Genomic DNA, 23,268 nt, shown 5'->3' with positions numbered 1-23,268 from the left:
CCCGCCAACTAAGTCTGGAGACCATTAGTGCTACGAATAATCGGTATAACGCTGGTCGGGATAATCACGTTGCTGGCCGGGACAGGCTTCTACTTGGCCAATAATATCTATTTGCGGGATGGACACGTCGTCGTTCCAGGCAACGAATTGGAGCGACCAATTCCTCCAGAGCAACTTCGCGAGGACCTTTCAACCCTGATTCTGGTTTTTGAAGAAACGCACATTGATTTCGCCGCGGTCAACGGCACTGCGTATATCCAGGCCGTAACTGCACTGCGCGATTCGATTGATCGGCCGATGTCGCGGCTAGAATTCTATCGTGTACTCGCCCCCCTCAACGGGCTGATCAGCGACGGTCATACCGACGTGATGCGCCCTGCTGAAGAATTGGCCTCATACGAACGGTCTGGCGGCCTCTACCTGCCGCTTCTGGTGCAAATTCGGGGCAATCAGATCGCCGTGTCGCGAGAATTTGCGCCGGGTCACCCGTTAATCCCGGGTGATCTCGTTACGGCCATTAATGGGATTTCATCCGAGACCCTTTCGCAGCAGGCGCTTGCGCATCAAAGCGGAGAGAATATAGCGCTTCGACAAGTGTATGCGGAGCGGAGTTTTTATCGCAATTTGCCAATATTGGGCGTCCAATCACCGTTCATCGTTGAATATGTCCGCGATGGAGAAGCCCGGCAGGTCAGCTTTGATGGCGTAACGCGCCCCGCCTACGTTGAAAGGCGTGAAACCTCCGGCGGGCCGGGAAATGCGTATGAGATTCTTGGCGATGGCATAGCGCTTCTGACGTTCGCTGAAATGCCGTCCCAAATGAATGAGTTTCGCCGTTTCGTGGATGCGGCGTTCGCTGCATTTGCAGAGCAGGGGGTTGAGACGCTTATTCTCGATATTCGTACAAATGGCGGTGGCGATTCCAGAGCCGGCGATCTGCTGATGAGATATATCGCTGATCAAGACTACCCTGGTTTGGAAAGCGTTGACGTTCGGGTTACCGCCCGCATCAAGGACTACTATCGGACGCTGCTACCGCCTGCTTTTCGTTGGCTGCCATTGAACCGGTTTGTACCGATATTGCGGCAGATTGAAACCGCGGAACCCGGCTCAATATTCTCTGTCTTCCCAGACGGCGAAACACCGCTTGATTGGGAGCGGCGGCCAGACAACGCCTTCACCGGAAATCTCTTTGTTTTGATCGGGCCAGCGACGTATTCGAGCGCCGCAATTTTTGCCGCGCCGCTGAGTCATTACGATCAAGCGACATTCGTGGGTGAAGAAACCGGCGAGCCCATGGTTTTCTATGGTGAGAATTATATATTCGACTTACCCAATTCGAGAATTCAGGCGGTCGTATCCCATAAACGATTTGATCTCGTTGGTGATGGTGACAACCGCACGGGCATAATACCGGACGTCGCCGTTGAGGCCGACAATGCGCTTGTTGTCGCTATGCAGATCGCCAATGGTGAGCGCCTTACACCAAACCCTGCTCAGCAGTATGGAGAGATCACCAACCGAATCATTGAGATCGCAGAAGCTAGTTTGTTTGACCCTCGGATAATAAGTTCCGACGCATGGGTGAGCTTTCGTCAGGACCTTCTTGCCGCCAGCGCAACGATCACGTCCGATGCCGGCCTCGTTGAAGGTTTTGAGAGTATACGCGGCGACTACCTTGATTTTTCCCATTTCGAGCTCCGCCTCTCAGGCACTTCTTCGGAATCAGGTGTGCAACAAGCCCAATCTGTCTTTCTTGAGCGGATCGACGAGCGAACATCTGTGCTGAGAATTGACCGTTTTATGGGTGATGGCGTTTCAGCGGCGCTGACAGATGCGTTGAACGCAATCATAGAGCAGGATGTCGACCACCTCGTGATTGATCTTCGGGGAAATCCCGGCGGCGATTTCAGCGCTTGGCCAATCGGCGCACGGCTGATCGGTACGCCGACGCAGATTGCGGCAATATCAACGGCGCAATGGATTCATGCGAACGGCACATTGCCCGATGCCGAGACTTTGCAAACCTATACCACAACCCGTTCGCCGGACCGGGCATCATTAATGTCGGACCTGATGGACGATGGCTTGATCGTATTAGAGGTTATGCCCGAGCTTCCTCAATATTCAGGATCCGTAAGCGTACTCATCGATTCTGATACAGCCAGTACCAGTGAACTCGTCGCCGCCGTTTTGCAGTCATCAGGACGTGCCAGATTATTCGGGGAACGAACGGCTGGCGAAGTATTGAATGCGCAGCTGATTAATGTGTCTGACAGTCTATCGCTTATCGTTCCAATTGCTGACGTCCAATTGCCAAATGGCGACCGTCTCGAGGGCATGGGTGTAGAGCCGGACGAAGCTGTGACTGCTTCTCTAGCGCTTCAAACAGCGCTGGCGAGGTTCGACCAGCAAGAGCAATAATCCTGTCTGGCTTGGCTGATTGGCAAGAGAGTCGGGCTGGACAAGCATGCCGTTGGTGTGACAATTGGGTTCATGGGTTCGTCCGCCAAACAACATCCGAGCAATCAGCTTTTGCCTGCCAAACAGGATCGAAGCGTCGATACGCGTGAACGATTACTGCGGGCGGCAATAGATTGTTTTTCAAAATTTGGCGTAGGCGCGACGAATACAACCATAATTTCAGAAGCCGCTGGCGTGACGCGCGGAGCGTATTTGCACCATTTCAAGCTAGTTGCAGCGGCTGTGGCGCTCATGGTTGAAGATGCCATGGGGCAAATCGAGACTGGAATCAAAGCGCTTTTTCAAACGGAACGCTCAAGTACGGTCTTTATCGACATCTGGAAAAAGGCCTATCCGGACACCTTTTTTGCTGGCTATGAAATGATGTTACTCGCGCGCCATGACCCTGAGTTGAAGCGGGAATGGCTATATCAATCCAAACGCTTTGCCATTCGCCGCAAAGAAGTGTTGATGAATCTGTTTCCCGCCGATGTTGCCGTCAACGAAGCCTACCCATTTCTCGAGGCAGTTGCGGATTTCTTCCGCGGCATGAAAGTCATGGAAGTGGTGCGCACCGAAGAAGAAAGCCGAGCTGTGATTAAATCTATCGGCCGGCTTTTTGATGCTGAACTGACGCGCATAGCCAAGCTCAGAATTTCGTAGGACGTTCGGAACATGAACAACGGGCGTACCGAACGGCCCACCCGCTGGGCATTCATTCTATTTCTAGCGACTATCAACTTACTGGCCTTTATGGACCGGCAGGTCTTCGCGCTTATGATACCGGCGATTCAGGCGGATATCGCGTTGAGCGACTTTCATTTGGGATTGATTGGCGGTTTGGCGTTTGCTTTGGTGTTCTCGCTGTTCAGCTTCCCTTTGGCTTGGTTGGCTGATCGTTTCTGCCGCAAAGGCGTCATTGTCGGCGGATTGCTTTTTTGGAGCCTGATGATGGCCATTTCCGGCCTTGCGCGCGGATTTGCAACATTGTTTGCCGCTCGCATGGGGGTAGGTGCAGGCGAGGCGGCGCTGACACCTGCCGCTCACTCGCTTATTCGCAGTGTTACAAAGCCCAATGACCTTTCGCGAGCCATGGCGTTATTTGGCGCCGGCTCGGCTTTAGGCTTGGGTCTAGCCTACCTGCTCGGCGGTCAAATATACACTCTGTTTGCGGGTATTGGTGACCCTGACGTTTTGGGTCTGGCGCCATGGCAATGGGTATTCATTTCGTTCGCTTTTCCTGGCCTCGTCCTCGGGGTTTGGTTATCGCGCCTTAAATCACCAGCCAAGTCGACTGACGAATCCACACCATCCAACCAATTGCCGGCCAGGCATCCAATTGGCAACGGGCCCCTGATTCTATTGTTTGCAGGAATTGGCTGTTTCAGCACGGCCATTCATGCCTTCAATACGTGGCTGCCTGCCCATTTTGTCAGGGCCTTTAATTGGTCCATCGGCGATGTCGGGACGACCTTTTCGATTATTGTCGCTATTGGCGGGCTCGCCGGGATGTTTGGAAGCGGATGGATCGGTGATCGCCATTTGGCCAAAAAGGGTGCGCCCGCAATCTTGCTGATTTTCATGGCAATCGCGGCGCTGGTCGCCATACCGGTTTTGGGCCTTGCCGCTTTATGGCCGAAGGCCTGGATGACAGTTTTAGTACTTTTCCCCGCTGTGACGTTGACCGCTGCCCCGGCCGTCTTGGGACCCACCTTCGTCCAGGTCATTGCGCCCTCTGATCAGCGCGCTCGGTATTCTGCTCTCTATTTGATCAGCTATACGCTTATCGGGTCGGCATTCGGCCCGGCTTTAGTGGGGTTGGTGAGCGATTCCGGTATCGGACTGGCGAATGCCATTTCGCTTGTCGCTTCGACAGGCCTGATCTTTGCGACCGGCTTGTTTTGGTGTGCGTCCCGCAAGCCTATTTCCAGTTAACTGAAGCCTACCATTTGGTTACACTGATTTAACTCCAAAAACATTCAGGACTGCACTAATTTTCTGGCAAAGGAGTTGGTCCATGTCAAAAAATGAATTCGTGGTTTCGATGGTATCGTTACTGGCCGTTTCGGGGTGTGCAATTATTGTCGTCGTTCCCGATGTGCCTGAACCTGCCAACATCGAGATGGAAACGGCATTTGAAATAACCACGCTCCCTGGCAGCGATGGTGTCGGAGCAGGAGTAAGCTTCTTCCGCGTGCGCGGCGAGAATGTGGCAGGACTTGCCTTCGCCCAAGCGCAGACCAGCAGCAATTTGTTTTATGAAGTGGCTCCTGATGGATTCTATGTCCCGCTTAATGAGATGCCTTACAGCGCGGACGAGAGCACATCGGACATTTGTTTTGGCGACGGCGACGGCGATGGTATTTTGGAATTCATTACGGCCAATCAGCATGGTGAAGACAATCATCTATTCCAAATGGGGAAGGCGGATCCGGTTCTTACCATTCCAGGTGGAGACAATTATCACTGTGTCTGGGCGGATATCGATGGCGACGGCCTCCATGAAGGCTTCCTGTTTGATGTCGCCGGCCAATCCGTCGTTATAGAGCTTGAGGGTAACGTATTTGGTGTTCTTCCACCTTCCAGCCGGTTTCCCTGGACCCAAGACGGGCTACCCGCGGGCGGCGGCAGCTTCGCCGATGTCGACCTTGATGGCGACCCGGACTTGATTGTGACTAGTCCTGTCGGTGTGGATCGTTTGTACATCAATACCGGCGGGTACTTTCAGGAGCATAGCGCCGGCGGTTGTGATCTGGGTGCCGAGGCCGGTATGTCGGCTGGCGCCAGCCTGGGTGATTTGGACGCAGATGGTGACGCCGATCTGTTCATTGCGCGCCTTGACGGCGCAGACCGCCTTTTCAGAAATGAGGGGGGGTGTTTTACGAGAATTGATTCTCCTGCTTTAGCTCAAGAGACTTTTCAGTCTTGGTCGGCTGTCTGGTTCGACCCGGACGGCGACGGTGATTTGGACCTGGCCGTCGCTCAATATAATGGTCCCATCCTCGTCTATGAAAACTCCGGTGGTGAGCTAAGGGTTGTTCAGCGGATATCCGAATTCAATCACGTCACGGCAGAAAGCCGTGCATCGGGATTGGCAGTTTTTGACGCGGATGGTGACCATGATCCAGACCTCATGGCGGCCATTTGGGATGGTTTTCCAAACATTTTTATCAGGAACAATCTTAACCACACCGTTTCGGGTGTGTCGATTTCGGCTTGGACGCAGAACGGTGCGCCGCTTTTCGGCAGCCAAATCCATGCCAGCGCTCAAGGCCAATTGTTCTATCGCGAATTGAGCGCGAACGAGGGGTTGAGGAGCCAATCTGACCCCTTAATCCATCTGCCAATACAACCGGCAGATATCGATTGGCTTGAAGTTCGGTATTTCGGTGAGGTGATTTACCGAAGTGAGAGACACAACATCGAGCCGGTTGTCGAAGTCAGTTACGTTGCGCTGGAATAGCGTTAGCCTGCCTGAGAGTAGGCGAGTTGGTGGTGTCAGACAAAAGCGAACTGGTCTCAGTTTGCCAGGTTTTCGCCAGTTTAGGCGGCAAGTTGCCGCCATTCGGCCAGCGCGATTTGCCGGTTCTCCTTGAACCAGTTCCGCTCGTTGATGTGGCGCTCGAGATTGAAGTGATTGTGGACGGAAGAATGGATGGCGGCGAACTTTTGTAGACTTCGCATTCGCCTGAATCTGAGCATGGCTCGCTCGCGTCTTCGTAAGGGCTGATGGGAGTTTTCGACCCTGTTGTTGAGCCACCTCCCGACGTCCTGCTTGTCCTCATTGCCGATGACTTTCATGGCGGTGCGGTATGATTTCAAGCGGTCCGTCACAATGACCTCGGGGTTGCCATATCGCTTCATCGCTTTGCGCAGAAACTTCAATGCAGCATGGCGATCCCGGCGTTTGGTGACGTAGGCTTCGAGCACTTCACCTTCATGATCGACGGCGCGCCAGAGATAGTGCGTGACGCCATTTATCTTCACGAACACCTCGTCCAGATGCCATTGCCACTGGTCCCAGGCGCGAAGCTTATCAGCTCGTTTTCTTCGAATCTCGGCGGCGAACATCGGGCCGAACCGGTTCCACCAGAACCGCACACTCTCATGGCTCAGATCAATCCCGCGTTCGTGCAGCAGATCCTCGACGTTTCGAAGCGACAACGGGAATCGGACATACATCATCACCGCAAGGCGAATGACCTCAGACGATGTTTTGAAGTAGCGAAATGGGTTCTTCATGCGCCCAAAATATCGGCCAACCCGCTAACACCGAGTTTCCTCTGACAAGGCCGCAATCCGGCTAACGCCGGGTTTCCTCTGACAACGTCCACAGTGTCCCTGAGCGGCTGTACGCAGAATGCGCCCTGCTCAAATTGAACGGCCGATATGTCGTTGGACGCTCTGTGGAATGTCGAAATCCTCGCCGCCTACCGAATGAGTTACAGCTGTTCCAAACTGATGGCGAAGAGGTATGACGCCCACCCAGACCGGGACATTCTGATCTTCGTCCGCAACTGTTGGCGGCCCGGTCCGAATCTTCGCAGCACACTCATCGATTGCCATTCGGACAATCAGCGTACCTTTCAACTCCTGATCCTTGACCGGGCGAAGTTTATCCCAACGCCCAGGAAATAGCTGCTCCATGAACGTCCGTAAACTCTCTAATTTAGCATCGGGATCGAGCACGACCTCGGGTCTGCCATATAGCATGACTGATCTATAATTCGCGGAATGATGAAACGCCGACTTGGCAAGCACCAAACCGTCAAAATGAGTGACGGCCAAACAAACCTCGTTCCCAACAACAGATTTCATTGCGCGACTTGCTTGGGAACCGTGCCAGTAGACATAGCCACCCTCTCGCCAGTAAAGCATCGGTGTCACGATCGCTGAGCCTTCATGCTGATGTCCAATATGGGCGAGATATCCGCTGTCCAAAATGGCGTTCACCGTTTCTCGGTCATAGCTGCCCAAATGGTGACCTCGTCGCAGCCGCGCCCTGTCTGTTTTCGGTTTCGTATGGGTCATTTTTTTGTCTCGTTGAAGGCTGCGGTCATTATTGAGATACACTCGAGCACTTCATCACCAGTGGTCGCTGCGGACGAAACGCTAATTCGCATAGCGTGATGGTTTTTCCACGTCGTTGGTCCCAACCAAAGGCGCCCCGAGTCCTGAATGAACTTCAGCGCCCGACGTGTGTGCGCTTCGTCGTCTCCAACAAATACGATCTGGTTCAGAACGACATCGTTGAGGATTTTGTACCCCGCGCTTTCCAAGCCTTGAGCGATCAGCTGAGCGTGGTCACAACAACGATCGATGATAGAGGCAACGCCGGAGGCTCCGAGAGTTTTCAGGACTGCCCAAAATTCGATACCTCGCGCCCGTCGGCTGAGCTCAGGCGTATAATTATTGGGTTGCCGATTTGCGTCTTTCATCAAATAGGTCGCGTCCACACCGAATACGTCGTGGACAGCATCTTTGTCTCGGCAAAAATAGACGGCTGAGTCTTGGGTGAGGTTCGGCCATTTGTGCCCATCAACGCTCCAAGAATCTGCCATCTCAATCCCATCGGTCAGATGAGCTTTGGATTGGCTGGTGCGGGCCCAAAGCCCGAATGCGCCATCGACATGGACCCACGCCCCTGCTTCCTTTGCAATCGCGCAGACCGTTTTGAAGTCGTCAAACGATCCTGAATTAATATTGCCCGCCTGAAGCATCACAATCGTGAGCGAATCCAGTTCAGGCATCTGGTCCGGTATTATTCGGCCCTGATCATCGACAGGACAGTATTCGATCTGATCTGTCCCGATACCGGCATAGCCCAAGGACGCGATATTCGTCGGGTGGATTTCTTCGCTCATTACGACACGCAATCGAGGCGTATCAACGAGGCCAAGCTTCTTGATATCGTAGCCTTGGCGCTTCAACAGGCTTGAACGCGCAGCGGCGACGGACGAGAAAGTCGCCATTGTTGCACCGGTCACAAATCCAAACGCCGCATCGCGCGGAAGATCTAGAAGCTCAAGCAACCACCCTCCTGCTATAACCTCCAATTCGCCAGCGATGGGTGACAAAAGCCAGCTGCCCGCATTTTGATCCCAGGTCGAAGATAGCCAGTTGGCCGCAACTGAAACCGGCAACGCGCCACCAACAACAAATCCAAAGAATCGGCCGCCAGTAGATGCGACGGTGTTTGGCGAGCCAATCTCGTGCAGCTTTTCGATAACCGCCGTCTCGTCCGTTCCCTCCCCAGGTAAAGGCTCGTGCAAGTGCCTTAGCCGAATCAGATCCTCATGCCGCGGCATCACGGGCCGGTCTTCTAGCTGGGTCCGATATTCACGACTGGCAAAATAGGCTGCTTCGAAAACACTATTATGGGTTTGCGCCACGACATTCTCCTTTTGTGAGAAAACTAGGGTGAGAAGCCTGCACATGCTATTAGGATTTGTGTCAATGATCGCGCAAATGTTGACAATTATGGTAATATAACTGCGATTATGATTGATTCTGGCAATAATTCGCTTGTAGGTCCGAAGGTGGTTGCGTTGGTTTACGACGCGTTGTCGACCTTCGAGTTCGGAGTTGCTGTCGAGGTGTTCGGATTGCCAAGACCCGAGTTTGGTCTGAACTGGTATCGCTTCAATGTCGCCAGCGCTGACGGTTTTACAGTCAATGCTACCGGTGGCGTTCAGGTCGTCGTCTCACAAGGGCTGGAGGCACTTGAGGATGCCGACATAATTGTTTTGCCAGGGTGGCGCGATCCGTTCGTCGACGTGCCAAATGATCTGATTGCGGCCATTACGGATGCCTATGCGCGCAAGGCACGTATCGTTGCCATCTGCGGAGGTGCTTACGTGCTAGCTGCGACCGGCCTATTGAAAGGACGCAACGCGACAACCCATTGGCGGTTCATCGACCACTTCGTGCGTGAATATCCCGAGATTAAGTTGGAGAAGGCACCTTTGTTCTGCGAAGAGGATAATTTGTACACCTCGGCAGGGAGTGCAGCAGGTATTGATCTTTGTTTGCATGTTGTTCGTCAGGACTACGGCCTTGAAAAAGCGAATAGTGTCGCACGACGTCTCGTCACCACGCCTTTGCGCGCTGGCCAACAGCCCCAAACTGTGGACCAGCCGGTTCTCCCACAAGGTAAGCACTATCGCTTTGCCAGTGTCCTTAATACCCTGAAAGCTGACCTGGCGGCGGGTCACACCATTGAGGACGCTGCCGAGATTGCCGGACTGAGCCCGCGAACATTCATGCGGCAGTTTGAAAAAGTTACCGGCGTGACGTTCGGGAGCTGGATGGCATTGCAAAGGCTAGACAGAGCAAAAGGGTTGCTCAGGGAAACCGATCTGTCGATTGAACTTATTGCGGACGCTTGCGGTTACGCGTCCAGCAGCTCGCTGCGCCGACTATTCGCTGACGAAGAAGGCATCAGCCCATCGGCTTATCGCAAGCGACAGCAGGCTGTTCGTCGATCCGCAATTGAATACAGGGGTTGATGAATGAAATTTCGAGACGCAAACGAACAGGATCTGCCGTCGATTATCGGACTGCTTGCAGACGATATCCTCGGTGCCGAACGTGAAATTGTTTCGGATCCGGTTGCCCCTGCGTATGTCGTTGCATTCCGGGATATCTCTGGCCAGGGAGGAAACCGGTGGTGTCAGACGAAAGCGAACTGGTCTCAGTTTACCAGTAATTCGGTAATTTAGGCGGCAAGTTGCCGCCATTCGGTCAGCGCATTTTCCCGGTTCTCCTTGAACCAGCTTCTTTCGTTGATGTGGCGTTCGAGATTGAAGTGATTGTGGACGGAAGAATGGACTGCGGCGAATTTCTGGAGACTTCGCATTCGCCTGAATCTGAGCATGGCGCGCTCGCGTCTACGAAACGGAAGATGTGAGTTTTCGGCCCTGTTGTTGAGCCACCTCCCCACATCCTGCTTGTCCTCGTTACCAATGACTTTCATCGCAGCTTTGTATAAGCGCAGCCGGTCGGTGACGAGGACCTCGGGGTTGCCATATCGCTTCATCGCTTTGCGCAGAAACTTCAATGCTGCATGGCGATCCCGGCGTTTCGTGACATAGGCTTCCAACACCTCACCCTCGTGATCGACCGCTCGCCACAAATAGTGAGTGACGCCGTTTATCTTCACGAAGACCTCGTCTAGATGCCATTGCCATTGGGCCCAAGCGCGCATGCGGTCGGCACGTTTCTTCCTGATCTCGGCCGCGAACATTGGACCGAAGCGGTTCCACCAGAAACGCACCGTCTCATGGCTCAGATCGATCCCACGTTCGTGGAGCAGGTCTTCGACATTCCGCAACGAGAGCGGAAAGCGAACGTACATCATCACCGCAAGGCGAATGACCTCGGGTGACGTTTTGAAATAGCGAAATGGGTTTTTCATCTGGCGAAAATATCGCCTAACACGCTAACGGGCGGTTTCTTCTGACAGGACCCTCTGACGCCTTCATACGCGTGCGGGCCAATCTCGCCTTCCTGTCACCGCGAATTCAGGAGGCGATCCTGGCTGGAACCCAGCCGCCCGATCTCAGCCTTGAATGCATCGTGCGGTCCGGAATCCCCTTTGATTGGGACCAACAGGAACGAAAATTCGGTTTCCGGTAAACAGACTATAAGCCACAAAAATTCCCTGCTCCTGTGTGCATTTTCCCTGCTGGCTTGAAAAAATTCCCTGCTCTGATTGCAGATGAAACGCCACAAGTCATTGATTTTACGTGCCGACGTCGGTCCACGCGCCGTATTTTAGCTCAAATTCCCTGTAAATTTCCCTGACAGCAGGGAATTACCCCTACCCGAAGCGCCAGATGCACTGGACAGAGACACGCGCAGAAAATGGCTGGAATGGCCGGAATTGCGACCGTCTACAGTTCCACTGCAGGCCGCTAACCCGCGGAAACGCGGCGCTATTTGGCGCGCCTTCGCGAACAATCGAACGAGACAGGGATAGGTGGCGGTGCTGTCAGACTAAAGCGAACGGGTCTCTGTTTGCCAGGATTTCACCGGTTTAGGCTGCAAGTTGCCGCCATTCGGCCAGCGCGACCTGCCGGTTCTCCTTGAACCGGCCTCTGTCGTTGATGTGGCGTTCTAGATTGAAGTGGTTGTGGACGGAGGAATGGACGGCGGCGAACTTTTGAAGACTTCGCATTCGCCTGAATCGGAGCATCGCGCGTTCCCGTCTTCGGAACGGTAAGTGGCTGTTCTCAGCCCTGTTGTTGAGCCACCTCCCGACCTCCTGAACGCCCTCGTTTCCGATCACTTTCATGGCCGCTTTGTATGACCGCAATCGGTCCGTCACGATGACTTTTGGATTGCCATATCGCTTCATCGCCTTGCGCAAAAACTTCAATGCCGCATGGCGATCCCGGCGCTTGGTGACATAGGATTCCAGCACTTCGCCTTCGTGATCGACGGCTCGCCAGAGATAATGCGTCTGGCCGTTTATCTTCACAAATACCTCGTCCAAATGCCATTGCCATTGAGCCCAAGCACGCATCCGGTCGGCCCGCTTTCTCCGGATTTCCGCGGCTAACATTGGCCCGAAACGGTTCCACCAGAACCGGACCGTCTCGTGGCAAATATCGATTCAGCGCTCATGGAGCAAATCTTCAACGTTTCGAAGCGACAGCGGAAACCGGACATACATCATCACCGCAAGGCGGATCACCTCGGGTGACGTTTTGAAATAGCGAAATGGATTCTTGCTCATTTGCCGAAGTTATCGGCTCATCCGCTAACGGCGGGTTTCCTCTGACAGCACCGCGAAATGGGTTCTTCATCCCGGCATTTCACCGGGAAACCGATAATGGGTCGTTTAATCTGACAACGCCCCCAAACGACGTAAGGAATGGTCCGCCCGGTGTTCACCTTCCGCCTTGAGGGCAGTGGTGATTTGAGACCTGGCCATCAGGGGCAACGGTTTCACAAAAGACCGTGCCGTCAAAACGTTGGAATATTCCTGTATCGAACTGCGACTGCAGCATGGTGGCGCGGGTCAGATCCGCGCCGGCGAAGCGAGCACCGTTCAGGTTTGCCCGGGATATATCGGCGCTCGTCAGATTGGCGTTCTCCAAATTGGCATTGGTCAGGTTCGCGCCCTGGAAATTGGCTCCGGTCAAATTGCTGCCGGAAAAGTTCACGCCCTGAAGATTTCGATTGGTGAAATCATATCCGGCCAGATCCCGGCCGCTATAATTGCGATTGGATTGATCAGTATCGCGGAACTGCGTCGGCGTGATGCAGTTATAGTTTATCACCTCGCCGTTATAGCCGGTTGTGTTGCACAGCACGGTCTCTTCATTGATGTTAAAATAAGCGATGTTCTGAACATTTGTGAGGTTAGCACCTGTCAGATCAGCGCCTTCCAACCGGGTTTCGCGCATGTCGGCACCGGTGAAAGTCGCATTGCGAAGAATCGCACGATTGAAATTGGTGTTGGTGAGATTTGCGCCTTGGAAATTGGCCCCGGTCAAATTGCTGCCGGAAAAGTTCACGCCCTGAAGGTTTCGATTGGTGAAATCATATCCGGCCAGATCCCGGCCGCTATAATTGCGATTGGATTGATCAGCATCGCGGAACTGCGTCGGCGTGATGCAGTTATAGTTTATCACCTCGCCGTTATAGCCGGTCGTGTTGCACAGCACGGTCTCTTCATTGATGTTAAAATAAGCGATGTTCTGAACATTGGTGAGGTTGGCACCTGTCAGATCAGCGCCTTCCAACCGGGTTTCGCGCATGTCGGCACCGGTGAAAGTCGCATTGTGAAGAATCGCACGATTGAGATTAGTGTTGGTGAGATTTGCGCCAGTGAGGTTCGCGCGACTTAGATTCGCGCCCTGGAGGTCTGTTCCGGACAGATCGACTCCGGAGAGATCCGCGCCGACAAAATTGGTGCCGGTCAGGCGCGCACCCGATAAGTTGGACCCTGCGAGGACTGCGCCTTCAAAATTGAATCTTTCAAGATTGGTGCCTGTGAAGTTGGCCCGCACGGTCGTCCCAGCAAAAATATCCCGGTTCAGCTCCGCTGGAGGGCGGCAGAACACGATGTCACCAAACGCCATGTTTTCGCGCGGAGCCGCGACATAAAAACTGGCGTTGGCCGCCTCGCATCTCGCGTCGTGAATACGATTATTTTCCGCAGTTTCCGCAAACCAATTGAAAACTTCTCTGCTGATGTTTAGCTGAGCCTGGCAAGTGATCCCTTCGATGTCGTTTCTGCATTCGCCAGGGCGTCGCAGGGCGACGCGCTCAGGCGGACCAATAAAAACAGGCCCCCTAAACACATACGTTAAGATCCCTAGTCTATTGGTGTCTCTTTCTTGGCCCCTCCCTTCTGTTGGAACGAGCGATATGCCGGAGGATTGCGCTTCGACACCAAGCATAATGCCGGTGCGTTCCAATTCGAGACTGCGCTCATCCGCCCAGTAGCCATTGTAATAACCTGGTACGGAAAGACCGTGATAGAGACAGTTTGTGAGCTCTTGTCGACTGTAGATGCGAGTCGTTCCATCCCTCTCATAGATGCCGCCACCCCAGACCTCTAAAGTGAAACGATATCGTGGCGGATACCCCGAAAATCCATTTGGGTTTAAAGAGCCGGGAAACCGTACGCTGTATTGGATATTGTTCAAACCTGAAAGGGCGGTAACGACGATCGTGGTCAGTCCGGTTGGCCTGATATTGCCGAGTACGTTGTTTTGCCCGTCGACAAGTTCAAATGCCTGGTCGAGCCGGTTATCAAACACCAACCTGCACTGATGGTTGGCCCAACTTGGGGCCGTTACGGTTAGCGCGACAAAAATAGCTGTCAGAACGCAAAATACCCCCCCAAACGCTCCTAACGGCTTCTGGCGTGTTTCCTCTTGGAACAACTTGTCTCGCATGGTCTGCCCCCCGGCGGATTGGCGCCTTGCTCGGGCGCAAGACCTGTTTCAGGTATCAGGCTAGCGAGAACTCCGAGGTTTTGCCAACTAAAGGCACATGTCGGGTGTTGTCAGAGGGGGGTGCTGTCATGTGTGGACGGCCCCCGTTTAGCAAGGGTTGATTTGAGTGATTTTTGATCATTGCGGTGTCCGTCGTCAGGACATTTGGCACAGATGGCTGTGTAGATTAGTGGAGCATCGGCCTCGTCTGGTTGGTTGATTTTATGCGGCGATCTTGCGGTGTTGCAAGCGTCGATGTTCGAGTGTCTGTCGCTTGATCCTTTCTCGTTGTTTGATGATGGCAGGAGCCCTGCCGAAGTAGGCGTCTGCAGGCGTCACATTGTTCAGGCTCTCGTGATAGCGCTGGTGATTATAGTGGTCGACGAACGCTTCGATCTGGGCTTCGAGATCTCCTGGCAGGAAGTAGTTTTCCAACAGGATGCGGTTCTTCAGGGTTTGATGCCAGCGCTCGATCTTGCCTTGGGTTTGGGGATGGAACGGTGCGCCGCGAACATGGCTCATGCGCCGGGCCTCGATATAGTCTGCCAGCTCGCCCGCGATGTAGCTCGGCCCATTGTCGCTGAGCAGGCGCGGCTTGTGCACCACGTTGGCATGATCGCAACCTGACGCCGCAAGCGCCATGTCCAGTGTGTCGGTGACGTCCTCGGCGCGCATGGTCGAACACAGCTTCCATGCGATGATATAGCGCGAGGGTGCTGTCAGACTAAAGCGAATGGGTCTCTGTTTGACTGGTTTTCGCCGGTTTAGGCCGCAAGTTGCCGCCACTCCGCGAGCGCTACGGTGCGGTTCTCCTTGAACCGGTCGCGTTGGCTAAGATGTCGTTCGAGATTGAAGTGATTGTGGATGGAAGAATGGACGGCGGCGAACTTTTGTAACGTTCGCATGCGCCGAAAGCGGAGCATGGCTCGTTCCCGTCGTCGGAACGGTAAGTGGCTGTTCTCAGCCCTGTTGTTGAGCCACCTCCCGACCTCCTGAGCGCCCTCGTTTCCGATCACTTTCAAGGCCGCTTTGTATGACCGCAATCGGTCCGTCACGATGACTTGCGGGTTGCCATATCGCTTCATCGCTTTGCGCAGAAACTTCAATGCAGCATGGCGATCACGGCGTCTTGTGACATAGGCTTCCAGCACCTCGCCTTCGTGGTCGACGGCCCGCCACAGGTAGTGTGTGACGCCGTTTATCTTCACAAACACCTCGTCCAGATGCCACTGCCACTGGATCCAGGCACGCATCCGGTCGGCGCGCTTTCTGCGGATCTCTGCGGCAAACATGGGGCCAAACCGATTCCACCAGAACCGCACCGTCTCGTGGCTCAAATCGATCCCGCGCTCGTGGAGCAGGTCCTCGACGTTCCGAAGCGAAAGCGGAAACCGGACATACATCATCACAGCGAGGCGGATCAATTCCGGCGATGTCTTGAAATAACGAAATGGGTTCTTCATCCGCCCAAAATATCGGCCAACCCGCTAACGGGCCGTTTAATCTGACAATGCCGGTCTTCGACGTTGCGCAGCGAAAGCGGAAAGCGAACGTACATCATCACAGCAAGTCGGATGACCTCCGGCGATGTTTTGAAGTAGCGAAATGGGTTTTTCATCTGGCGAAAATATCGCCTTACCCGCTAACACCGAGTTTCCTCTGACAAAGCCCCTCGATTGCAGTGCTCATGGGCTACCCCACTGCGCTTGGCTCGAATCGCAATAGAAATCGAAGGCCTTAAGCTACGGTCGGATTGACGTTTGGGTAAGATTGCGCTCGTTCGAGCGATCAATCCCAATGGCAAAGATGTCCATGAAGCCCTCCCGCGTTGAGCCAAAGGTCACTGTTTGACCATCTGGCGACCAGCTGGGATCCATATTCATGCCGTCTGATGCGGTGAGCCGGCGAACCTCGGACCCGTCGGTTCTGGCCAGGTAGATTTCTCTCTGGGCAGCCCTTTGATCTGGGCCATCGCCCTCCCAACTCTCGACGACTGTGATCGCAGCCCGAATGCTGAAAGCCATCCACTCGCCATCTGGCGAAACCGAAATGGCGTCTATTCGCCCGCTAGCATCATAGAGCTTTTGCTCTTGACCGCCATCAAGAGCATTTTTGAAAATACCGGCGCCACCGTCCCTGAAGCTGGCATAATACACCGATTGGCCGTCCGACGATATTGCCGCTGCATAGTTTTGATGATCTGGGTCATCTGCGTACTCGAATTGGATACCCCGCTCCAAATCTGCAACCCAGATTTCCACAGGGATATCTAATCCGAAGCCATCTGAACGTACGTAAACGGCGAGGCTGGCTTCAGGTGCAAGCCGTGGAAATGCAGCCCACCAGTAGCCCGTCTCTTGAGTGACTTGCTCCATCTCACCCGAAGCGATGTCGAGAATATAGAGATTGGAGCCACCAAAAGGCTCGGCAGAATCTCGATCTGAAGCAATCAGGACTTTTCCATCCTCATTCAGAGGCTGGACCCACCACTCACTATACGGCGTTTGGGTAAGGCGCGTTTGATTGCTGCCGTCGGGATCCATCCGATATAGCTCAGCATTGCCATCGCGATAGGAGTAAAAATAGACAGTCTCTCCATCGTGACTCCAGGCCGGAGCCACATCGGTCCAGTTAACAGTCTCCGATTGGGCCCACGTAACCGATGCACACACCGCTAACAGGCCGATGGCGCAAGCCGTGCGCCCGCAAACGTCACGCATTTTCCTCTTAAATTCATGTGGCATTTGACCAATTCCTATCTTCGACGCGCCGAGAGGCGCTGCCTAACTGAAGTCGCGAAGTTTTCGCGACACATTTCACTAAAGGGTGGATCGATGAATACTTTTCGAGCACAAGCCGCAACATGGCGCTCGACGAGCCGCCCTCTAAAACCATTCATCAATCCACCTGAACAGCTCACGACCCTTCTCGGTCTCCTCGAAAAGGAAGTGATCTCCTCCCTCAATGACCAGGAGCTCCGTATCAGTGCCCAAATCCAGGAATTGCTGGTGCGCTCGTCTGGCGCCCCGCAGCCAATAGGTGTCGCGGTCGCCGACAATGAACCGGATTTTCAGGCCCTGCCAGCGGAATGGGTTTTTCATTCCGCTAAATTATCGGTCAACCGATAACGGCCCGTTTAATCTGACAGCACCTGCCGACGAGCGTAAAAAAAAAAGGCGGGCCCGAAGACCCGCCCCAGATACGTGACACTGCACTCGGAGGGCGAGACCGGCGTCCGGAGCGGAGAACTCAGAAAAACCCAGGATGCCGACTTCTTGATGCCGCGTATTTTTTCGCTTGACCTATCTAGCGGCTTATCGTGACCCGACCGTAGAAGTAACGGCCAGCGGTATCATAGGTCTGGTTCAACGTGTTCATGTCGTCATTATTGGTGACATAAGGTGGTGTCTCATTCGCGAGATTGCGCACACCGAAGGTCAGGCCAACACCTGAGTCCACGAACTCGTAAGCGGCCTGAACATCGTGATACATCACGCGCTCGGCCGTGTCGGAAATGCCGCCACTCGGGCTAAATGCGTCAACTTCGTCCATAAAACGACCAACATAGTTGAACTGCCAGTTATCCCCGACAACGCCCAGGCGAAGCAGGGCAGTGATTTCAGGGAAGGCTGCCGGATTCGTCGTAAATGGGTCCTGCGCAAAGGCACCAGCGTATTCCGACACTGGTCCGCCGGGCAGCACCTGGTAAGCGAAGCTTTCCAAGTAGGTGACATCCAGACCGGCCACAAACTGAGCCGTCGATTCAAAGATGTCGAAGGTCGGACCGGCATAATTGATGCCAAGATCGACACCTGATGTCTCATAGGTCGACAGGTTCGCATTGGTGATCAAAACACCGGCCAGAACCCCTGTTGCACCCCGACGAGCACCACCTGGTCCTGGGAAAGGCGCTGAGAGTGCGTTTCCGCCAATCTGATAACCCGGCCCCTGAATCAAACCACAGAGTGGATCCGAGAAGTTTGCGGACGCATAGCACTGCGACGCAATCGTGTTTACGTCAGCTGACCCGATGGCATTGGTGATCTCGAAAGAGAAATAGTCAGCCGAGAAGCTGAAGTCCTCTAGGATCGGCGTGCCGGACGGTGTGAACACTACTCCCAAAGTAAAGCCCTCAGACTCTTCAGGTGTGAGGTTCGGATTGCCGCCAGCAACAGCAGAAGCCTGTGTCGAGGTCAACGTGAAACTCGGACTAGCAATACCATCCGTTTGACAATTGGCGATTGTCGTCGCGCTAGCGCCAGACGTGCCATAGTTCACACACGGGTCAGTATACTGAATGGCCGATTGCGATTGAGGCGCAAATAGTTCCGCAATCGACGGCGCGCGGAAGCCAGTCGAGAACGAACCGCGGACTCGAACCTGATCATTTGGTGCCCACTCAGCCTTGACGGCATAGGTATTGGCATCAAACGATTGGCCGACATTCGTTCCGTTCACATCATATGAAGATGAGCGGGCAGACAATTCGACGGCCAGGATTTCAGCAAACTCGACACCAGACAGGATTGGAAGGCGAACCTCACCATAAAATTCCTGCGACGTGATATCACCCTGCGTCGCGTTACCGGACACGAAGTAGATCTGACCGATCTGCGCTGCGCCATCGGGAATGAACTCGCCGGTATCACGGCGGCGCTCGTAACCGACTGCCCAGCCGATTTCACCACCCGGAAGCCGCAAGCCACCCAGATCACCCGACAAATTGGCCTGGAAGGACAAACGGGTTGTCCGGCCAACCGGTGAGTGACGCACCAACATATAGTTGGCAATTGCATCGCTCAGAGTATCGGTCCGGAACGGGTCCCAGATCAAATTGGCAGGTGTCTGACAGGCACCGGCTGCCAAAGAGGCCGGGTCATTACAGAGCACTTGCGCGGCCCGGATCGGGTTCACCTGACCGTCGATGACACGAGCGTCAACATAACGGCCATAAGACAGAGACGTATCCCAGAAAATGCCAGCCGGCAACATGCCTTCAAGGCCGAAGATCGACCGCCAGGACGAGGCGTCCTGCGTGAAGAAGCGACCGGAGCTCAACTCCGCCAGACGCCGGGCAACGAAAACACTTTCGCCGGTCGGATTACCCGGATGGAAGGCGGGAACCAGAGGCGACCAGAAGGTCCCGACCGGAGCCAATTGCTGCTCCGACGCCCGGGCAGCATACATGAATTCACCAAAAGCGGTGGCCTCACCGAAGCGGTCAGAATTCATCACGTCATATTCAGCGTCGAAGAAGCCGGTCCACACTTCCATCGGCGTGACCATGTAGGAGCGAGCCGCGAAATTATAGCCATCCGCCGGCGTGAATGCGCGAAGCGTATTGGTCGCCGGATCAAGCACCGCACCGCCATTACCGAATTGAGCGGTAAAGTTGGGCGAGTTTGCACCATTACCAACAATCCGACCGGGATAGGCTGTACCTGACCCACCACAGATCAACTGACCGCCAACTTCTGCCCATGGACAGGCGGAGAACGGACGATCGCCCTGCAGGATGGTGCCACGGTCGAAGTATTCAACATTTGCAGTAAAGCGGCCACCGTCGAAAGACCGGCCAAACGTCGCACCATAGCGGTAGATCTGGCCATCACCTTCCGACGTCACATCGTATTGAGCGAAGGCTTCAAAGCCTTCGACATCGTCACGGGTGATGATGTTGACCACACCGGCAATCGCGTCGGACCCGTACACGGTCGATGCACCGTCGCGCAGAACTTCCACACGACCGATTAGCGAGACCGGAATAAAGTTGAGGTCGGCGGTGCCACCCGTATTGGCTGGCGTCACGCGGCGACCATTGACGAGAACCAGTGTCCGGTTCGGGCCGAGGCCGCGAAGCGAAATGGTTGCCTGTCCCCCGGAACCGTTATTGACGCGCGAGTTGGTTTCACCACCCGGCGCGAATGTGATCTGGTCCGCAAAGTCTTCCAGCGTGCGTACAGCCTGAACATTCAGGTCATCCTGGCTGACAACTGTGATCGGGCTGACGGACGTAAGTTCGCTACGGCCAATCCGTGAGCCAGTCACAATGATGCGGTCATCCGACGCGCCATCCTGGGCAAAGGCGACGCCACCCCCGAAAGTCGAAGTCATGGCAATCGCCGCGCAGGACGACATGGCTAATGACTTCAACGATATATATGAGCGTTTTTTTTGATTTCTCATGTGTAACTCCTTATTTTCCCCTCTTAGCGCCGCACCGACGCACAGATCTACCAGCATATAAAAGCAGATCAGTATATAGTTATCGCGCACACTACATGGGGAGCAATCGACGAATTAAAGTAGGTATATACATTGTTTAGACAATCTTATATAAATTGCCAATGTATAATAACAATACACGAGTTTTAGTAATAGATTTTATATGTTTATTCGGAGATAGCATAATATTTTTCGATAAAGTATAGGTATAATATTATTAATCATACATTTGATTAAAAGCATTATGAAGCTAAATATTACGACGACACAGGTTATTGATGCTGTATAACGGGCTCAATCGTAACATTTATAATTCGTCTATGAAATAGACATATATTTTCCGGAAATCCGTAAATATATACTTATGAGCGTAATTTATAATAGAGGTAATTCTATTTATATGATACTAATCGCACCAGATGGTAAATCGACGCTAGCACTCAGCGCGTTTCACCGGCGCCGCCTGAACCGACCCTTCCAAATTCGGCATCCGCGAAAATCCCGAGATTTGTTTCTCTGAAATTCACTTCTGCATGAGTTCTGTCGCCATAAAAACAGAATTCGATCTCAAATGCTGGACCAACCAGCGCGGGTTGTTAAAGCAAAACCCATTGGGAGATTTGAGACTTTCAATGCGGTGGTGATAATTTTAATTGTAATATCAATTCTGCTGACGCCTGCGATATACCATTCGAACACTCGGCTCCCATGGTTGGTCGGCTCGGCCAGATTCGGCAATCATTTCTGGCGCGTCTAGCGTCGCCCACTCCAATACAAATCCATCAGAAGAGATTTCGCGGATCTCAATCTGGTTCTTTTGAACAGACCGACCTTCTCCTGTTCGATTAAACGTCTGCGTATCAAAGTTAGAGAGGACGAGATTTCCGTCTGAATGCTGGCCTTCATATATATCCTCCAACCCCCAAAGATTGTCGATAATCACGGCGCGATAGGTTTGGCTGAACCGGTCGAAACTCAAACGCATTTCGTATTCCCAGTTTGAGAATAGTCCGGCTCCGGTAGCATTTTCGCCAATCGGAAATCCCTGATTTCGCTCATACAGTGCCGCGCCGCCAAGTATCGTTACGATTGTCGATGATGTTGTCGCCCACTCCACCCATTGCCATTCTCCTTCACCGTCGCGCCCGGTCTGGGCAAACAACGTAATGTCCCACTCACCCTGCAACTCGTAAAACTGGGTAATCTCTGCAGGCGGGCCAGGCTCAAAACCGGGAGTATAATCAAACTGGGCATATGCCGATGATGACCATGCGATGGAAATCAACGCCTTTAGCATGACTGCGACCAAGCTTGTCTTGGCGGCCTCGTATGGCCTGGCGATAATCCGGTTCCAGGACATTTACTGGCACTCCTCATTGCTAATCTGGTGCGTGAGCGCGGCAGCGAGATTGCTAGCCATTGGAGGATCTACATTGGTCAGCGCAACCACAATGGTGCCGGTCTCACGGAAGAATCTTAGACTGCCATTTACGCCAGGGCCGCCTCCACTATGCCCGGCGCTCCCATCGCCATAGAGCGCAAATCCATATCCGTATTCACCATCGACGCCCGCACGCGTCACTCTCCCAACCCGGCCTTCCAATAATGTGTCGACTTGAGTGGATGAAATCAGTTCATTGTTCAAAAAGGCTCGTGCAAACCGAAAGATGTCTTCAGCCGTGCTGAACACGCCCCCGGCTGGAGTGCCTCGATGTTGGCCGATCGGTGATCGAGTCAGTGATCGCTCTTCACCGTCACGCTGCTGTCGCTCACTGCTCGGCATTCTTCTGCGCGTAAATGGCTGGGCCATACCTCGATCCGGTCGAAGCGTAGTATTCGTCATTTCCGCAACATCGAGAACGTTTGATTGTATGTAGGATTCGTAATCGAGCCCGGAAACTCCCTCAATGAGCAAACCAAGAATTATGTATCCGGCATTCGAATACCGATGGTCGCCCCTTGTCCCCAAAGGCTCGCTGAACACAACATGACGGAGCTCCGGCAGCGATTCATGTGAAAGGACCAGCTCCATATCTTCCGGAGAAGGGAAATTTCCTGCACCGCCGGTATGGGAGAGCAGTTCAGCAATTGTAACCTCCCGATACGCCAGCGGGATTCCTTGCATATGCATGCCCAAAGTATCATCATAGGAAAGCAAACGTCGCTCGACGAGTTGGGCAATCGACACGGCCGTTACCACTTTGAACATGGAGCCGGTGTTGAAGCGGGTCGCAGCTTCAATTTCACCAACATGACCAGCCTGTTGGTCGCGCACAACAACCTCGAACGACCCGTCGGCTGACCCGATTAGGGCGACGCCGTGAAACTGGCGCGAATCGACCAGCCGCAGAACGCACTGCACGCTTTGGGGGTCCATCACGTCGTCAGACGAGGGCGCTTCAGTTTGATCCGCGCCCAGCGAGAATCCAGCTCCGTCGGCCAACGACCAAACCGAAACCGATACTATTACCGTGATAGCCGTCAACGAAAAATGCATGCGATATCTACCAAATACGTTGCATCCAGAAAGATCCGGTGCTTACTTGCTAACAAACATGCTTGTTATCCAGCAACATCTAAATTCAAGTAGGTTATAATAATCGATTATTTCAAGAGAGTTGAATAAATT

Annotated in this window: 16 protein-coding genes and 2 pseudogenes; 6 read left to right on the top strand and 12 right to left on the bottom strand. The window is 53.6% G+C overall.

Features of this window, described 5'->3' with window-relative positions; translation table 11 throughout:
• Positions 1-69: 69 nt before the first annotated feature.
• The 4 genes from P0D52_RS00955 to P0D52_RS00940 all read left to right on the top strand — a co-directional run bounded on the left by P0D52_RS00955 (position 70) and on the right by P0D52_RS00940 (position 5,926).
• Complete coding sequence (locus tag P0D52_RS00955; RefSeq protein ID WP_394693579.1) at positions 70-2,424, top strand: S41 family peptidase; 2,355 nt, start codon at positions 70-72, stop codon at positions 2,422-2,424.
• A 72-nt stretch (positions 2,425-2,496) separates the two neighbouring features.
• The gene (locus tag P0D52_RS00950; RefSeq protein ID WP_394693578.1) at positions 2,497-3,126 is read left to right on the top strand and encodes a TetR family transcriptional regulator; all 630 of its coding nucleotides are present in this window, start codon (positions 2,497-2,499) and stop codon (positions 3,124-3,126) included.
• A gap of 12 nt (positions 3,127-3,138) precedes the next feature.
• Positions 3,139-4,398, top strand: a complete 1,260-nt coding sequence (locus tag P0D52_RS00945) for an MFS transporter (RefSeq protein ID WP_394693577.1) — start codon at positions 3,139-3,141, stop codon at positions 4,396-4,398.
• A gap of 82 nt (positions 4,399-4,480) precedes the next feature.
• Positions 4,481-5,926, top strand: a complete 1,446-nt coding sequence (locus P0D52_RS00940; RefSeq protein WP_394693576.1) for an FG-GAP-like repeat-containing protein — start codon at positions 4,481-4,483, stop codon at positions 5,924-5,926.
• An 80-nt stretch (positions 5,927-6,006) separates the two neighbouring features.
• Here the strand turns inward: P0D52_RS00940 and P0D52_RS00935 are convergent, their stop codons facing one another.
• From P0D52_RS00935 to P0D52_RS00925, 3 genes are all read right to left on the bottom strand, one after another.
• Complete coding sequence (locus P0D52_RS00935; RefSeq protein WP_394693575.1) at positions 6,007-6,705, bottom strand: IS6 family transposase; 699 nt, start codon at positions 6,703-6,705, stop codon at positions 6,007-6,009.
• Positions 6,706-6,834: 129 nt separating this feature from the next.
• On the bottom strand, positions 6,835-7,494 hold the full coding sequence (locus tag P0D52_RS00930) for a pyridoxamine 5'-phosphate oxidase family protein (protein ID WP_394693574.1): 660 nt from the start codon (positions 7,492-7,494) through the stop codon (positions 6,835-6,837).
• Positions 7,491-8,855: a pyridoxal phosphate-dependent decarboxylase family protein gene (locus P0D52_RS00925; protein ID WP_394693573.1), complete on the bottom strand. Its 1,365-nt coding sequence runs from the start codon at positions 8,853-8,855 to the stop codon at positions 7,491-7,493. Before P0D52_RS00925 ends, P0D52_RS00930 begins: the two co-directional genes overlap by 4 nt.
• 108 nt (positions 8,856-8,963) lie before the next feature.
• Between P0D52_RS00925 and P0D52_RS00920 the strand changes: the two genes are divergently transcribed.
• Positions 8,964-9,971, top strand: a complete 1,008-nt coding sequence (locus tag P0D52_RS00920; protein ID WP_394693572.1) for a helix-turn-helix domain-containing protein — start codon at positions 8,964-8,966, stop codon at positions 9,969-9,971.
• A 209-nt stretch (positions 9,972-10,180) separates the two neighbouring features.
• Here the strand turns inward: P0D52_RS00920 and P0D52_RS00915 are convergent, their stop codons facing one another.
• The 6 genes and pseudogenes from P0D52_RS00915 to P0D52_RS00890 all read right to left on the bottom strand — a co-directional run bounded on the left by P0D52_RS00915 (position 10,181) and on the right by P0D52_RS00890 (position 17,158).
• Positions 10,181-10,879: an IS6 family transposase gene (locus P0D52_RS00915; RefSeq protein WP_394693571.1), complete on the bottom strand. Its 699-nt coding sequence runs from the start codon at positions 10,877-10,879 to the stop codon at positions 10,181-10,183.
• 621 nt (positions 10,880-11,500) lie between these two features.
• A pseudogene (locus P0D52_RS00910) lies at positions 11,501-12,202 on the bottom strand (IS6 family transposase).
• 154 nt (positions 12,203-12,356) lie between these two features.
• Positions 12,357-14,375: a pentapeptide repeat-containing protein gene (locus P0D52_RS00905; RefSeq protein ID WP_394693570.1), complete on the bottom strand. Its 2,019-nt coding sequence runs from the start codon at positions 14,373-14,375 to the stop codon at positions 12,357-12,359.
• 261 nt (positions 14,376-14,636) lie between these two features.
• A pseudogene (locus tag P0D52_RS00900) lies at positions 14,637-15,125 on the bottom strand (transposase); the annotation flags it as partial.
• A 53-nt stretch (positions 15,126-15,178) separates the two neighbouring features.
• Positions 15,179-15,877 carry an IS6 family transposase gene (locus P0D52_RS00895; protein ID WP_394693569.1) on the bottom strand — a complete coding sequence of 233 codons (699 nt, stop codon included), beginning with the start codon at positions 15,875-15,877 and terminating at the stop codon, positions 15,179-15,181.
• A 279-nt stretch (positions 15,878-16,156) separates the two neighbouring features.
• Entirely contained in the window at positions 16,157-17,158 is a 1,002-nt protein-coding gene (locus tag P0D52_RS00890; RefSeq protein ID WP_394693568.1) for a TolB family protein, read from the bottom strand.
• A 90-nt stretch (positions 17,159-17,248) separates the two neighbouring features.
• Here P0D52_RS00890 and P0D52_RS00885 point away from each other — a divergent pair, with 90 nt between their 5' ends.
• Positions 17,249-17,542 (top strand): hypothetical protein, encoded by a 294-nt coding sequence (locus P0D52_RS00885; RefSeq protein ID WP_394693567.1) that lies wholly within the window; start codon positions 17,249-17,251, stop codon positions 17,540-17,542.
• A gap of 178 nt (positions 17,543-17,720) precedes the next feature.
• Here the strand turns inward: P0D52_RS00885 and P0D52_RS00880 are convergent, their stop codons facing one another.
• From P0D52_RS00880 to P0D52_RS00870, 3 genes are all read right to left on the bottom strand, one after another.
• A complete protein-coding gene (locus P0D52_RS00880) occupies positions 17,721-20,528 on the bottom strand; it encodes a TonB-dependent receptor plug domain-containing protein (RefSeq protein WP_394693566.1) in 2,808 nt (935 codons plus the stop codon).
• Between the two features lie 772 nt (positions 20,529-21,300).
• A complete protein-coding gene (locus tag P0D52_RS00875) occupies positions 21,301-21,999 on the bottom strand; it encodes a hypothetical protein (RefSeq protein ID WP_394693565.1) in 699 nt (232 codons plus the stop codon).
• Positions 22,000-23,136: a serine hydrolase domain-containing protein gene (locus P0D52_RS00870; protein WP_394693564.1), complete on the bottom strand. Its 1,137-nt coding sequence runs from the start codon at positions 23,134-23,136 to the stop codon at positions 22,000-22,002. It abuts the gene before it with no gap.
• Between the last annotated feature and the right edge of the window lie 132 nt (positions 23,137-23,268).

This window comes from Hyphobacterium sp. (assembly GCF_043584775.1).
Classification (GTDB): Bacteria; Pseudomonadota; Alphaproteobacteria; order Caulobacterales; family Maricaulaceae; genus Hyphobacterium.
The sequence above is the reverse complement of the archived record's forward strand: the minus strand, read 5'-3'. Positions and strand labels throughout refer to the sequence as shown.

Excerpts from the sequence above, each read along its gene's own strand:
- P0D52_RS00935 (WP_394693575.1), bottom strand. The coding sequence starts at position 6,705 with ATGAAGAACCCATTTCGCTACTTCAAAACATCGTCTGAGGTCATTCGC.
- P0D52_RS00875 (WP_394693565.1), bottom strand. The coding sequence starts at position 21,999 with ATGTCCTGGAACCGGATTATCGCCAGGCCATACGAGGCCGCCAAGACA.
- P0D52_RS00940 (WP_394693576.1), top strand. The coding sequence starts at position 4,481 with ATGTCAAAAAATGAATTCGTGGTTTCGATGGTATCGTTACTGGCCGTT.
- P0D52_RS00885 (WP_394693567.1), top strand. The coding sequence starts at position 17,249 with ATGAATACTTTTCGAGCACAAGCCGCAACATGGCGCTCGACGAGCCGC.
- P0D52_RS00915 (WP_394693571.1), bottom strand. The coding sequence starts at position 10,879 with ATGAAAAACCCATTTCGCTATTTCAAAACGTCACCCGAGGTCATTCGC.
- P0D52_RS00920 (WP_394693572.1), top strand. The coding sequence starts at position 8,964 with ATGATTGATTCTGGCAATAATTCGCTTGTAGGTCCGAAGGTGGTTGCG.
- P0D52_RS00950 (WP_394693578.1), top strand. The coding sequence starts at position 2,497 with ATGGGTTCGTCCGCCAAACAACATCCGAGCAATCAGCTTTTGCCTGCC.
- P0D52_RS00880 (WP_394693566.1), bottom strand. The coding sequence starts at position 20,528 with ATGACTTCGACTTTCGGGGGTGGCGTCGCCTTTGCCCAGGATGGCGCG.
- P0D52_RS00895 (WP_394693569.1), bottom strand. The coding sequence starts at position 15,877 with ATGAAGAACCCATTTCGTTATTTCAAGACATCGCCGGAATTGATCCGC.
- P0D52_RS00870 (WP_394693564.1), bottom strand. The coding sequence starts at position 23,136 with ATGCATTTTTCGTTGACGGCTATCACGGTAATAGTATCGGTTTCGGTT.
- P0D52_RS00945 (WP_394693577.1), top strand. The coding sequence starts at position 3,139 with ATGAACAACGGGCGTACCGAACGGCCCACCCGCTGGGCATTCATTCTA.
- P0D52_RS00905 (WP_394693570.1), bottom strand. The coding sequence starts at position 14,375 with ATGCGAGACAAGTTGTTCCAAGAGGAAACACGCCAGAAGCCGTTAGGA.
- P0D52_RS00890 (WP_394693568.1), bottom strand. The coding sequence starts at position 17,158 with ATGCCACATGAATTTAAGAGGAAAATGCGTGACGTTTGCGGGCGCACG.
- P0D52_RS00930 (WP_394693574.1), bottom strand. The coding sequence starts at position 7,494 with ATGACCCATACGAAACCGAAAACAGACAGGGCGCGGCTGCGACGAGGT.